Annotated in this window: 11 protein-coding genes; 6 read left to right on the forward strand and 5 right to left on the reverse strand. The window is 72.6% G+C overall.

Annotated elements, in window-relative coordinates; genetic code table 11:
• Positions 1-66 precede the first annotated feature (66 nt).
• Complete coding sequence (locus KHA85_RS08060; protein ID WP_213185404.1) at positions 67-729, reverse strand: potassium channel family protein; 663 nt, start codon at positions 727-729, stop codon at positions 67-69.
• A gap of 113 nt (positions 730-842) precedes the next feature.
• Between KHA85_RS08060 and KHA85_RS08065 the strand changes: the two genes are divergently transcribed.
• The 3 genes from KHA85_RS08065 (at position 843) to dxs (ending at position 6,179) form a co-directional block, all read left to right on the forward strand.
• Positions 843-2,834 (forward strand): APC family permease, encoded by a 1,992-nt coding sequence (locus tag KHA85_RS08065; protein WP_213185412.1) that lies wholly within the window; start codon positions 843-845, stop codon positions 2,832-2,834.
• Positions 2,831-4,183 carry a class I SAM-dependent RNA methyltransferase gene (locus tag KHA85_RS08070; RefSeq protein ID WP_213185405.1) on the forward strand — a complete coding sequence of 451 codons (1,353 nt, stop codon included), beginning with the start codon at positions 2,831-2,833 and terminating at the stop codon, positions 4,181-4,183. The genes KHA85_RS08065 and KHA85_RS08070 overlap by 4 nt, the downstream gene beginning before the upstream one ends.
• A 118-nt stretch (positions 4,184-4,301) precedes the next feature.
• Positions 4,302-6,179 (forward strand): 1-deoxy-D-xylulose-5-phosphate synthase, encoded by a 1,878-nt coding sequence (gene dxs / locus KHA85_RS08075; RefSeq protein ID WP_213185406.1) that lies wholly within the window; start codon positions 4,302-4,304, stop codon positions 6,177-6,179.
• Between the two features lie 90 nt (positions 6,180-6,269).
• Here dxs and KHA85_RS08080 read toward each other — a convergent pair whose 3' ends face one another.
• Positions 6,270-7,508, reverse strand: a complete 1,239-nt coding sequence (locus KHA85_RS08080) for an HRDC domain-containing protein (RefSeq protein WP_213185407.1) — start codon at positions 7,506-7,508, stop codon at positions 6,270-6,272.
• Complete coding sequence (locus KHA85_RS08085) at positions 7,505-8,092, reverse strand: DUF3000 domain-containing protein (RefSeq protein ID WP_007627671.1); 588 nt, start codon at positions 8,090-8,092, stop codon at positions 7,505-7,507. Before KHA85_RS08085 ends, KHA85_RS08080 begins: the two co-directional genes overlap by 4 nt.
• Before the next feature lie 98 nt (positions 8,093-8,190).
• Here KHA85_RS08085 and hemE point away from each other — a divergent pair, with 98 nt between their 5' ends.
• From hemE to hemQ, 3 genes are read left to right on the forward strand one after another with little or no spacing between them, the layout of a single operon-like run.
• Positions 8,191-9,333 carry a uroporphyrinogen decarboxylase gene (hemE, locus tag KHA85_RS08090; protein ID WP_213185408.1) on the forward strand — a complete coding sequence of 381 codons (1,143 nt, stop codon included), beginning with the start codon at positions 8,191-8,193 and terminating at the stop codon, positions 9,331-9,333.
• Positions 9,330-10,721 (forward strand): protoporphyrinogen oxidase, encoded by a 1,392-nt coding sequence (hemG, locus tag KHA85_RS08095; protein WP_213185409.1) that lies wholly within the window; start codon positions 9,330-9,332, stop codon positions 10,719-10,721. Before hemE ends, hemG begins: the two co-directional genes overlap by 4 nt.
• A gap of 3 nt (positions 10,722-10,724) precedes the next feature.
• A complete protein-coding gene (hemQ, locus tag KHA85_RS08100) occupies positions 10,725-11,420 on the forward strand; it encodes a hydrogen peroxide-dependent heme synthase (protein WP_063973526.1) in 696 nt (231 codons plus the stop codon).
• A gap of 82 nt (positions 11,421-11,502) precedes the next feature.
• Here hemQ and msrB read toward each other — a convergent pair whose 3' ends face one another.
• Both msrB and KHA85_RS08110 read right to left on the reverse strand, forming a co-directional pair.
• A complete protein-coding gene (gene msrB / locus KHA85_RS08105; protein WP_061227702.1) occupies positions 11,503-11,937 on the reverse strand; it encodes a peptide-methionine (R)-S-oxide reductase MsrB in 435 nt (144 codons plus the stop codon).
• Positions 11,938-11,946: 9 nt separating this feature from the next.
• Positions 11,947-13,143: a glycosyltransferase family 87 protein gene (locus KHA85_RS08110; RefSeq protein ID WP_308936893.1), complete on the reverse strand. Its 1,197-nt coding sequence runs from the start codon at positions 13,141-13,143 to the stop codon at positions 11,947-11,949.
• Between the last annotated feature and the right edge of the window lie 64 nt (positions 13,144-13,207).

Below are 13,207 nucleotides of genomic sequence, written 5' to 3' on the forward strand. Positions count from 1 at the left end.
GACGGGGCCTCGGCGAGCAGGCCGGAGCCGTCGGCGTAGTCGTCGACCGAGGGGTCGGGAGTCGGGTCAGGCATCGGAGGATCCTCGCTGCAGCAGGTCCTCCAGGCCGCGCACCGCCTCCGAGGGCACGGCGAGGTGGAGGACGTCGTCGGACTGGACGAGCGTGTTCCGGTCCGGGATGCGGCACTCGCCGAAGCGGGTGACCGCGGCGGCGCGGCCACCGACCTCCGCGGCGAGCCGGTCGACGGGCAGGCCCACCCATCCTGGCGGGGCGTCGAGTGCCACCAGGGAGACCGTGTCGGTCTGGTCCCTCCACTCCACCGGACTCGTCGCGGCGGTGATGTACCGGACGAGCCGGCCGGTCGCCCAGGGGACGGTGGTGACGGTCGGGATACCCAGACGCTCGTAGACCTCGGCCCGGCCGGCGTCGTAGATGCGGGCGATCACGCGCTCGACACCGAAGGTCTCGCGGGCCACCCTGGCCGCGATGATGTTGGAGTTGTCCCCCGAGGACACGGCGGCGAACGCGTCGGCGCCCACCAGCCCGGCGTCGGTGAGCACCGCCCGGTCGAACCCCTGGCCGGTGACGGTTTCACCGCCGAACCCCTCGGGCAGCCGGGCGAAGGCCGCGGAGTCGCGGTCGATCACCACCACCGCGTGGCCGGCGGCGTCGAGCTCGGCGGACAACGCCGCCCCGACACGGCCACAGCCCATGACGACGACCCTCATCGCGAGTCCCACTCCTCCCGGCGCACGCTCGTACCCCAGGGACGTCACGCTACTCACATCCGCGGATGCTGTCCGCCGCGGCGCGCGGGTCCTACGATGTGTCGGTGTCCAGGATCTCCAGGGTCTCCGTGGGAGCCAAGCGCCTGTTGGTGGGGCGCCCGTTCCGCAGCGACACCATCGGCGCCACGCGCCTGCGCAAACGGATAGCCCTGCCGGTGTTCGCCTCCGACGCGCTGTCGTCGGTGGCCTACGCCCCGCAGGAGATCTTCCTCGTGCTGTCGATCGCCGGGATGTCGGCGATCGCGCTCACCCCGTGGGTCGGGGTGGCGGTCGCGTTCGTCATGGTCGTCGTCATCGCCTGTTACCGGCAGAACGTCCACGCCTACCCGTCGGGTGGCGGTGACTACGAGGTGGCGACGGTCAACCTCGGCCCCCGCGCCGGCCTCGGGGTGGGCGCGGCGCTGCTCATCGACTACGTCCTCACTGTTGCCGTCTCCATCTCCGCCGCGGCGGCGAACATCGGCTCCGCCATCCCGTTCGTGCAGTCCCACGCCGTCTTCTTCGCCGTACTCGCGATCGCCGGACTCGCCGCGGTCAACCTCCGGGGGATCCGGGAGTCCGGGGCGATGTTCGCGGTGCCCGTCTACGCGTTCCTCGCGTCCATGATCGCCCTCATCGTGTGGGGCCTGCTGCAGGTCGAGGTACTCGGCCGGGACCTGTCCGCGGAGTCGGCGGAGTTCGACCTCGCCCCCGCGGAGGGCGCGGAGGTGACCGGCCTGGCGCTGGCGTTCGTGGTGGCCAAGTCCTTCGCCTCGGGGTGCGCCGCGCTCACCGGCGTCGAGGCCATCCACAACGGGGTCCCGGCCTTCCGCAAGCCCCGCGCCCGCAACGCGGCGATCACCCTCGCGATCCTGGGCGTGCTCTCGGTGTCGTTCCTGCTGGGCCTCATCGCGCTGGCGCGCAGGCTCGGGGTCCGGATCGCGGAGAACCCGGCCACCCAGCTCGTCGGCGCCCCGGAGGGATACCAGCAGAAGACGATGATCGCGCAGCTCGCGGAGCCCGTCTTCGCCGGGCTGCCGATCGTCTTCTACGTCGTCATGGTCGTGACCGCGACCATCCTCGTGCTGGCGGCCAACACCGCGTTCAACGGCTTCCCCGTGCTGGCGTCTGTGCTCGCCCGTGACAAGTACCTGCCCCGTCAGCTCGCCACCCGCGGCGACCGACTCGCGTTCTCCAACGGCATCGTGCTCCTGGCGATCGCGGCGATCGCGCTGGTGATCGCGTTCGACGCCCAGGTAACGGTCCTCATCCAGCTGTACATCGTGGGCGTCTTCGTGGCGTTCACGCTGGGCCAGCTCGGGATGGTCCGCCACTGGACACGGCGGCTGCGGCACGAGGAGATCCCTGCGGTGCGTCGTCGGGCTCGCCGGTCGCGGGCGGTCAACGCGGTCGGGTTCGCCCTCACCTCGGGTGTCCTGATCATCGTGATGGCCACCAAGTTCTTCTCCGGCGCCTATATCGCCGTCCTGGCGATGGTGGCGGTCTTCGGCGTGATGAGGCTCATCCACCGGCACTACGACGCGGTGGCGCGTGAACTGGACGACTCCTCTCGCGAGGTGGTGCTGCCCAGCCGGACCCACTGCCTCGTCCTGGTCTCCAAGCTGCACCTGCCGACCCTGCGGGCCCTCGCGTACGCGAGGGCGACCCGCCCGGACACCATCGAGGCCCTGACGGTGAACATCGACACCGCCGAGACCCGCGCACTCGTCAGGGAATGGGAGAGCCGGAGCATCTCCGTTCCGCTCAAGGTCGTCGAGTCCCCGTACCGTGAGATCAACCGCCCGGTCGTGGACTACGTCAAGCGGCTGCGGGACCAGTCACCGCGGGACGTGGTGATCGTATACATCCCGGAGTACGTGGTGGGCCACTGGTGGGAGCAGCTGCTGCACAACCAGAGCGCGCTGCGCCTCAAGACACGCCTGCTCTACGAGCGGGGGGTCATGGTCACGAGCGTGCCGTGGCAGCTGTCGTCCTCGCGCGGCCGGGCGGAGCAGGCCCGCGACGAACCGATCGTCGGGCGTTTGGGCGGACCGGAGGCGAGATGACACACGAGCACACGACCGACTGGACGGGCCGCGTCCTGCGGCTGGAGGTGGCCGGCCCGGCACACGGCGGTGAGTTCGTCGCCCGGCACGAGGGACGAGTGGTGTTCTGCCGCGGCGGGATCACCGGGGAAACGGTCGACGTCCTGGTCGAGGACGATCCGGGCCGCGCATTCTGCCGCGGCACCGTGCAGTCGGTGATCGTCGCGTCCCCGGACCGGGTGGAGACCGCCTGTCCCGCGGCCGCCGCCGGAGCCGGGTGCTGCGACTGGAGCCACATCGCGCCCGCCGCCGCCCGCGGTTTCGCGGGCCGGATCCTCGCAGAGCAGGCCGCCAGGATCGGCCGGATCGACACGCGCACCGACGCGGTCCCTGTCGAGGTCCCCGCCGGCGACGCCGCGGCGGCCGGCTGGCGCACGGTCGCCCGGTGGGTCACCGGCCCGGACGGCCGCCCCGGTGTGCGCCGAGCGCGGTCCCGGGACCTCGTGACCGAGCCCTGCGTCCAGCCCGATCCGCGCATCCTCTCCGCGGTGACCGCCGCGGACGTGGGCCCCGGACGAGAGGTCCTCGGGCTGCTCGGTGACGACGCGACCGTCCACGTCGCCCACCGGCCGGCTGTGCGTGACGCGCCCCGCGGGCAGGGCTCGCGCGCGCGGCGCTCCGCGGCGACGCGGGCGCGGGCTCGGCACTCCCGGGCGGCGGGCTGGGAGTTCGTCGCCGGGGGACCCGACGTCGTGCGGCGCGTGGGGGAGCGGGAGTGGCGGTTGCCCCCCGAGGCGTTCTGGCAGGCCCACCGCAGCGCGGCGACCCACTACGCGTCGGCGGTCCGCACGGTGGTGGCGCAGGCCCCGGGGCTTCCGGACGAGCCCGTCGTCTGGGACCTCTACGGGGGCGCCGGACTGTTCGCCGCTGCCGTGCGGGAGGCCGTTCCGGGCGCGCGGGTGACGGTGGTGGAGTCGTCCTCGGCGTCGCTGGGGGCGGTGTCGACCATCCCCGGATCCGGCGACCCGGACCCTGGGTCGGCGCCCGCCCCTCGAGTGCACACGGTGCGCTCGAGGGTGGAGACGTTCCTCGAGGACCACGCGGCGGACGCCGCCGCCCACCCGGCCCCCGACGTCGTGGTGCTCGACCCGCCGCGCGGGGGGGCCGGCGTCCCGGTGATGCAGCGCCTGGCGGAGGTGACCCGGTCGCGGATCGTCCACGTCGGCTGCGACGCCGCGAGTCTGGCCCGGGACGTCGGCGCGCTCGTGGCGGCCGGGTGGACGCTGACGGACCTGCGGGGCGTCGCCGCGTTCCCCGGTACTCACCATGTCGAGGGGATCGCGGTGCTGGATGCCCCGGGCGGACGCTGAACCGCCACGCTGGTCGGCGGCCGACCCACCGACCGAGGGCGAGCCCGCGGGCCCTCAGCCCGTAGACTGGCGATTCGACCCATCGGGGTGTCGGACAGGGAAGGGGCAGTCGACAGCAATGAGCGTGCTCGATCAGGTGAACGGCCCCTCCGACCTCAGGGGGCTCGGACCCGACGAGTTGGGCCGGTTGTGCGGCGAGATCCGTGAGTTCCTCATCCGCAAGGTCGCGGCCACGGGCGGGCACCTCGGACCCAACCTGGGCGTCGTCGAGCTGACGGTCGCCCTGCACCGCGTGTTCGACTCGCCGCGTGACCCGATCGTCTTCGACACCGGACACCAGTCGTACGTCCACAAGATGCTCACGGGGCGGCGGGACCGCTTCGACGGGCTGCGCACCCGCGGCGGCCTATCCGGATACCCGTGCCGGGCGGAGAGCGAGCACGACATCGTCGAGTCCTCGCACGCCACCGCGTCGCTGTCGTACGCGGACGGGCTCGCCAAGGCCTTCGCGCTCCGTGGCGAGCGCGACCGGACCGTCGTCACCGTGATCGGTGACGGGGCGATGACCGGCGGTATGGCGTGGGAGGCGCTCAACAACATCGCGGCCGCGAAGGACCGGCCAATGGTGATCGTCGTCAACGACAACGGCCGCTCGTACTCGCCGACGATCGGCGGTCTCGCCGAGCGGCTGGGCGCGCTGCGTCTGCAGCCCGCGTACGAGAAGGCGATGGACCGGACGAAGAGCGCCCTGACCGCTCGCAGGGACGTCGTCGGCAAGGCGGTCTACTCGGTACTGCACGGGATCAAGGCCGGCGTCAAGGACGTCGTGTCGCCGCAGGAACTGTTCGCCGACCTCGGCCTCAAATACATGGGCCCGGTCGACGGGCACAACCTCGCCGCCACCGAGGCGGCGCTCCGGCTCGCCAAAGACTTCGGGGGCCCCGTGGTGGTCCACGTGGTCACCCGCAAGGGCATGGGCTACGTCCACGCGGAGAACAACGAGGCCGATCAGATGCACGCCACCGGGGTGATCGACCCCGAGACGGGCAAGCCGCTGTCGACCTCGTCGTCCGTCGACTGGACCTCGGTGTTCTCCGAGGAGCTCTGCGCGATCGGCACCGAGCGTGACGACGTCGTGGCGATCACCGCCGCGATGGCCGGGCCCACCGGGCTCGCGGCGTTCGGCGAGCGGTTCCCCGACCGGATGTTCGACGTCGGCATCGCCGAGCAGCACGCCGTGGCCTCCGCGTCCGGGCTGGCCCTAGGCGGGATGCATCCCGTGGTGGCCGTCTACTCGACCTTCCTCAACCGGGCCTTCGACCAGCTCCTCATGGACGTCGCCCTCCTCCGTCAGCCCGTGACCCTGGTGCTGGACCGTTCCGGGGTGACGGGCCCCGACGGCGCCAGCCACAACGGGATGTGGGATCTGTCGCTCACCGGCATCGTCCCCGGCGTGCGGGTGGCCGCGCCGCGCGACGCGCTGACCCTGCGCCAGGAGCTCCGCGAGGCCGTGGCCGTCGACGACGGCCCCACCGTCGTGCGCTTCCCCAAGGGCTCCGTGGGCGAGCCCGTCCCGGCACTGGACACCTCCGAGGACGGCGTGGACCGGGTCCACGGCCCGGGTGATGCCGAGGTGCTGGTGGTGGCCGTGGGCCCCATGGTCGCGCCCGCCGCGGCCGCGGCCCACGCGCTCGAGGCGGAGGGGATCTCCGTGGACGTGGTCGACCCGAGGTGGGTCTACCCCGTGCCGGCGTCGATCGTCGAGTCCGCCCGTGGGCGCCGCCTGGTGGTGACGGTCGAGGACAACGGCCTGCACGGCGGAGTCGGTTCCGCGGTCTCGGCCTGCCTGGACGCTGCCGCCGTGCGGGGCGACCGCATCGCACTGGGCATCCCGCAGGAGTTCCTCGACCACGGCTCCCGCGGCGAGATCCTCGCCGAGGCCGGGCTGACCGCGGAGGGGATCGCCGAGAGCATCAGGACCCGCCTGGCACTGTAGACCGCGCACCTCGAGCCGACCCGGCGTGTCGCATACGGGCGTGACCTCGTCACCTACAGACGCGGTCGCGTCGCCGGCCGCCCCGGCGGGTCAGCTCTCCGCCCGGAACCGGTGAACCGCCTCGAGCAGGGGACCGGTCGTCAACTCGATCTGCCACTCGCGTGCTTCTTCCTCACGCAGAACCTCATGGAGCAGTTCGGCGTCGTCGGCGGGAGTGGTGGTTGCCGCACGCCAGACCCACAGCCGCAGTGTCGACGGCTTGAGGAGCAGCCCCTGGTCGATGCCCAGGTCGTCGGCGAGAGCGGAGATCGCCTCCCGAGCGACGTCCAGGAGCGCGGCGGCCTCCGGCTCGTTGCGCTTCCAGGACGCGTGCGGGGGATGCTCGGCGGGCGGCCCCTGACGTGACGGCAGGTCCTCGCGGCCGAGCCCGTCGGCCCATTCCAGTGCGGCCAGCCATTCGCCGACCAGGCGTCTGCGTTGCGGGCCGTCGAAACCGTCGATCGCCAGTAGCGCGGATCGACTGGTCGGGCCGACCCGTGCGGCCTCGACGACGGCGGCGTCGGCCAGTAGTCGCTTGGGGGCGATGTCCCGCTCGGCGGCCACGCGGTCGCGGGCCATCCACAGTTCTCGCGCGCGGGCCAGCTGCCGGCCGTCGCGCAGGCTCGACAGGCGAGACAGACGTCGCCAGGGGTCGGCGGCGGCCGGGGCCGGGACGGAGTCGACGAGGTGGCGACACTCCGCCTCGAACCACTCACGGCGGCCGAGGGCATCGAGCCGGGGGAGCACCTCGTCCGCCAGCTCGTGGAGGAACAGCACGTCGTAGGCCGCGTAGTCGAGCCACGCGGCGGGCAGGGGCCGGCGGGACCAGTCCGCGGCCGAGTGCGCCTTGGCCAGCCCGATCCCGAGGTGCTCGGAGATCATGGCGCCGAGGTTCACCCGCTCGATCCCGAGAAACCGCCCGGCGAGCTCGGTGTCCACCAGCGCGGTGGGCCGGATGCCGAGCTCCCGTAGGGACGGCAGGTCCTGGCTCGCGGCGTGGAACAGCAGCGGCCGCTGCGAGAGGACGGTGGCGAGCGGTCCGACGGTGCGGCCCGGGGTCTCCGGGTCCACGAGCAGGGCGGGCTCGCCGGGGACGCGGAGCTGGAGGAGGAAGGCGCGCTCGGAGTAGCGGATCCCGGAGGCGCGTTCGACGTCCACCGCGATCGGCTCTGAAGACGCGTCCAGGGCGTCGACGGCCGCACCGATCCCGGCGAGGTCGTCGACGAACTCGTACTCGGCAGGGGGAGGCGCCGCCCCGGGCGGGGTCTCGCCGCGGCGGCGCCCGCTCACGCCCGTCCGTGAAGGGACGTGACCCCGACGGGCGGCAGGCCGGCGGCCTGCGCCAGGGTCTTGCAGAACGCCGACGCATGGCCGGTGAGGTCCGGCTCGAGGGCCGTCCACGACGCGCGCAGCTCCAGCTGATGGGCCTGCGGTGGCCCGGCGATGTCGCCGTAGCGGACGGAGGCCGTGCTGGTGACGGTGCCGCCGAGGGCCGTGTACGGGCCGGCCTCCTCGTCGAGCGCCTCGGTCAGCCAGCTCCACGCCACCTGCGGCAGGAGCGGATCGCCCGCCAACGAGGCCTCCATGTCCGCCTGGATGTACGCGACCAACCGCAGGGTGCCGTTCCAGGCGTCGTCCCCGGACGGGTCGTGCAGCAGGATAAGGCGGCCGAACGCGTCGCCGTCGGAGAACTCCGGCACGTCGTCGCCCCGGGGCGGAAGTATCTCCACACCGAGGGCGTGACTGTAGGGCGCCAGTCGCTGCGGCGGGCGGATCGGGCCGACCGAGATCTCGGGGCGGACCTCGAGCCGCGACAGCGACTCGACCGCCGCCCGGAAGACCTCGGGCTCGCCGTCATTGACCGATGTGCTCACAGGTCGTCACGCTAGCGACCACCGCCACGTGCGTGGAAGAGGCGCGCCGTCACCTGGCCGGGTGGGCTGACCGGCCCCGGCGGCCACTTCATGGGACGATGGGGGGCGTGTTGAACTCTGATGCGTCCTCGTCCCCCCTTCCCGGCGGCGCCTCCGGTGCCGGAACCACCGAGAGGGTGGCCGCGGCCCCGGGCCGTCGCGCCGGCACCGGCCCCTACCTCGACGAGGTGACGGGCAGGGGCGGTTCGCACACGCCGGTGTGGTTCATGCGCCAGGCGGGACGGTCGCTGCCCGAGTACAAGGAGGTCCGGGGCGACTCGACCATGCTCGAGGCGTGCTTCGACCCGGAGATGACCTGCGAGATCACGCTGCAGCCGGTGCGCCGTCACGGCGTGGACGCGGCGATCTTCTTCTCCGACATCGTCATCCCGCTGGCCGCGGCCGGCGTGGACATCGACATCGTCCCGGGGACCGGCCCCGTGGTGGCCGAGCCGATCCGCGACGAATCCGACGTGGCCGCGTTGCCCGAGCTCACCCCGGACCGCCTGGAGGCCATCGAGGAGGCGGTCCGGCTCATCACGGCCGAGCTCGACCCGGCCGTGGCGCTCATCGGCTTCGCGGGCGCGCCCTTCACCCTGGCGTCCTACCTCATCGAGGGCGGCCCCAGCCGCAACCACGAGCACACCAAGTCGCTCATGTACTCGCGGCCCGAGGTGTGGAACGAGCTGATGGCCAAGCTCGCCGACCTCACGACCGTGTTCCTCCGCGCGCAGGTCGGGGCCGGCGTCGACGCGATCCAGCTCTTCGACTCGTGGGCCGGGGCGCTGACCGAGCGGGACTACCGCTCCCTGGTCCTGCCGCATTCCACGCGGATCTTCTCCGACGAGGTCATCTCCTCGGTACCGCGCACCCATTTCGGCGTGGGCACGGGCGAGCTGCTAGGCGCCATGGGTGAGGCCGGCCCCGAGGTGGTGGGCGTGGACTGGCGCATCCCGCTCGACGACGCCGCCACCCGGGTGCCCGGGAAGGTCCTGCAGGGCAACCTCGACCCGGCGATGCTCTTCGCCGACCGCTCGGCCCTGGACGGCGAGGTCCGGCGCATTCTCGAGGAGGGCCGCCGTGCCCGCGAGGCCGGCGCCGCCGGGCACGTGTTCAACCTCGGCCACGGGGTCCTGCCCGCGACCGACGCGGGCGCCGTGACCCACGTGGTGGACCTCGTCCACGAGCTCACCGGCAAGTGACGGAGACGTCACCGCGCGTCGTCGTGGTGGGGGGCGGCCTCAGCGGGCTGACGGCCGCCTACCAGCTCTCCCTGGACCTCCCCGACGCCCACGTGACCGTCCTCGAGGCGTCGGCGGCGCCCGGGGGAGCGCTGCACACGGTCGACTTCCCGTCGGGGCCCATGGAGCTCGGCGCGGAGGCGTTCATCGCCCGCCGCCCGGAGGCCTCACAGCTCGTCGCCGAGCTAGGCCTCACCGACTCGCTGCGTCACCCGGGCGCCCTCGGGCCGGCGATCCTCACCGGCGGGCGCGCGGTCCCCATGCCGCGCGGGACCCTCATGGGCCTGCCGTCGGACGTCGACGCCTTGTCGGAGGTGCTCGACCCCGCCGAGCGGGCGGTCGCCGCGCGCGAGGCGGACCTGCCGCTCGCCTGGGAACCGGGCTCTGACGTGTCCCTGGGCGCGCTGGTCGCCGAGCGGTTCGGCCACGCGGTCGTCGCCCGGCTCGTCGATCCGATGCTCGGCGGGGTGTACGCCGCCCCCAGCAGCGGGCTCGGACTGCGCCAGGTCGTGCCCGGGCTCGCCGAGGCGCTCGATCGTGGCGCGCCCAGCCTCACCGCCGCCGCCCGCGAGCTCACCGGGATCCGCACGCCCGGCCCGGTGTTCGCCACCCTCGACGGCGGCTATCGGGTCCTCGTCAACGCACTCGCCGCCGCCTCCGGCGCGCTGATCCGCACCGGCGCGAGGTGCACCTCCCTCCGGCGCGAGGGCGACGAATACACGCTGGCGGTCGTCGGTGACCGCGGGTCGTGGGTCGAGAGCGCAGACCTCGTCGTCGTCGCCGTCCCCGTTCCCCACGCCGCGCCGCTGCTCACCGCCGCCGGCGGCCTCGACGCCGGGGAACGGGCCCTGTCCGGGATCCGCACGGCCTCCTCGGCCGTTGTCGCGCTCGAGGTCGACCGCTCCGTCGACCTCCCCGAGCGGTCCGGGATCCTCGTCGCCACCGACGAGCCGGTGCCGTTCAAGGCCATGACCTTCACGAGCCACAAGTGGCCCCACCTCGACACCCGCCCCGGTCACCTGGTGCGGGTGTCGTTCGGACGACTCGACGACGACGAGGTGCTCGCCTCCGACGACGACGCCCTCACCCGGATGGCCGGATCCGCGCTGGGGGAACTGTGCGGGTCGGTGCCGACGATCCTGCACTCGCGGGTGCGCCGCTGGACGGACGCCCTCGCCGAGATCGGCCCCGGACACGACGCCCGGATCGCCGGGGTGCGGGCCGAGCTGGCCGAGCGGCTGCCCGGCGTGGGGCTCGTCGGCGGGGTGACCGAGGGCGTGGGGGTGCCCGCCTGCATCGGGTCGGCACGGGCCGCGGCCCGGCGGCTGGCCGCGAAGTGGCAGGATTGAGCCATGGCACGCCTCGACTACAAGAAGCTCAACTCCACCCTGCGCTACCTCATGTTCTCGGTCTTCACCGTGACGCCCGGGCAGCTCGGCGAGGACCGGGACGCGGTCGCCGCGGATCTCGAGACCTTCCTCGCCCGCTACGAGGGCACGGACGTCGTGGTCCGCGGCTTGTATGACGTCTCCGGCCTGCGCGCCGAGGCCGACTTCATGTTCTGGACCCACGCCGAGCACATCGAGGACCTGCAGCGGTTCTACAACGAGTTCCGGCGCACCACCCTGCTCGGCCGGGCGAGCACCGCGTACTGGTCCAACACCGCCCTGCACCGGCCCGCCGAGTTCAACAAGAGCCACATCCCCGCGTTCCTCGCCGAGGAGGAGCCGGGCGCGTACATCTCCGTGTACCCGTTCGTGCGTTCCTACGAGTGGTACCTGCTGCCCGACGAGGAGCGGCGCCAGATCCTCGCCGAGCACGGCCGCGCCGCCCGTGAGTACCCGGACGTGCGCGCCAACACCGTGCCCGCGTTCTCGCTCGGTGACTACGAGTGGATCCTCGCCTTCGAGGCGCCGCAGCTCGACCGCATCGTCGATCTCATGCGGATCATGCGCTCGACCGAGGCCCGTCGCCACGTGCGCGAGGAGATCCCGTTCTTCACGGGGCCGCGCGTCACCGCCGCGCAGCTCACCGCGTCCCTGCCGTAGGGTTCGCGCTCACCCGATGGCGCGCGGGAGAAGGGGCCGACCGGAACGGATCCGGTCGGCCCCTTTCGCGCGTGTGCCGTGCTCAGCCCTCGGCGGGCTCGAGCGTCAGGCTCACCGAGTTGATGCAGTACCGCAGGTCGGTGGGCGTGCCGTAACCCTCGCCGGCGAACACGTGGCCCAGGTGACCGTGGCAGTTGGCGCAGATGACCTCCGTGCGGGTCATGCCGAGCGAGGTGTCCTCGCGCTCGATGACCGCGTCGCCGGCCAGCGGGGTGAAGAACGAGGGCCAGCCGCAGTTCGACTCGAACTTGGCGTCGCTGCGGAACAGCTCCGCGCCGCAGCCGCGGCAGCGGTACACGCCCTCGGTCTTGGTGTCGTTGTACTCGCCCGTGAAGGGCCGCTCGGTCCCGGCCTGCCGCAGGACCTGGTACTCCGCCGGGGTGAGGCGGCGGCGCCACTCGGCGTCGTCGAGGGTGAAGTCGGGCTGGGGGGTGTGGCTGTCGGTGGGCTTGCTCATGCCCGCAGGCTACGCCGCCGCGGCGGCCGGTGCGATCCGCTCGTGGCGGCGGGGGTCCGAGCGGCGCCACAGGAGCACCACCAGGACGGTGGCCAGCAGCAGCAGCCAGCCGAGGGTCGGGTGCGCGAACTCGAGCAGCCGCCCGTAGTACGGCCAGCGCGTCGACTCCCAGAAGTCGAGCGTGAAGAAGCCGTAGGCCGCGAGCCACGCCGGCCAGTTGCGCACCAGCGACCTGTCGAGCACCACCGTGAGCATGATGGGGATGAGCATCATGGAGTAGTACATCTGGCCGAGGGTGGAGACGAGGAACACACCGGAGAGGACGACGCCGGAGGTGGTGGCGAGCCACAGGACCTCGTGGTTGTGGCGGTACTCGAGCAGCAGCCACACCGCCGACAGCGTCGCGACCACCACGAGGATCCGCGCGACCAGGATGAGCGGCTCCGGGACCCCGTAGTACAGCCCGAGCCCGGCGAGCGAGCTGTTGTAGTAGTCACGCACCTCGCCCATGTAGGCCAGTGTGGTGTCGACGTAGCTGCGGGCGTCGACGGTCAGCGCCCAGCCGGCGGCCATGGCGACGGCGGGGATCGCGGCGGCCGTGACGAACGGTTGCCACTGCCTGCGGATGAGCGGCAGCACGAGCAGGGGCGCGAGCATCGGTTTGACGGCCAGCGACAGGCCGATGGCCACGCCGGCCCACCATAGGCGTCGGCGGTGCAGGAGGTACAGGAACGCGACCTGGCAGAGGAAGATCACGCCGTTGACGTTGGTGAACACCAGCGTGTTGGTGACGGCCTCCGTGCAGAACGCGGCCAGCAGGATCGCGGGGGCGGCGAACGACCGCACGTCGAGGTCGAACAGCCGCATGAGCAGCCACAGTGCGGCGATGATCGCGGCGGTGTTGAGGCCGATGAACAGCCAGCGGGCGAGCGTGTAGTTGTCGATCATCCCGAACGGGGCCAGCATGAACGTCCCGCTGGGCGCGTAGAGGTAGTGCGGCTGGACGGTCAGCAGGTTCTCGGCGTACACCGGCTCGCCGGCGAGGAATCGCCTGGTGGCGGCGTAGACCGTGCCGAAGTCGTTGGTGATGGAGCCGTTGACGGCCCGGATCAGGACGCGGTGGATGACGGTCATGATCGCCAGCGGCCACAACACGTGGGCGAGGACGCGGGGCACGGTCATCGTGTTTCGGGTGGGCAACGGCACGTCACGCAGGGTACCGCCTGGCCGTCCGGGGTCGGGCGAGGCGCTCCGGTCGGTCAGGACGGGC

Source organism: Dietzia massiliensis (assembly GCF_018390595.1).
In the GTDB taxonomy this organism is placed as follows: Bacteria; Actinomycetota; Actinomycetes; order Mycobacteriales; family Mycobacteriaceae; genus Dietzia; species Dietzia massiliensis.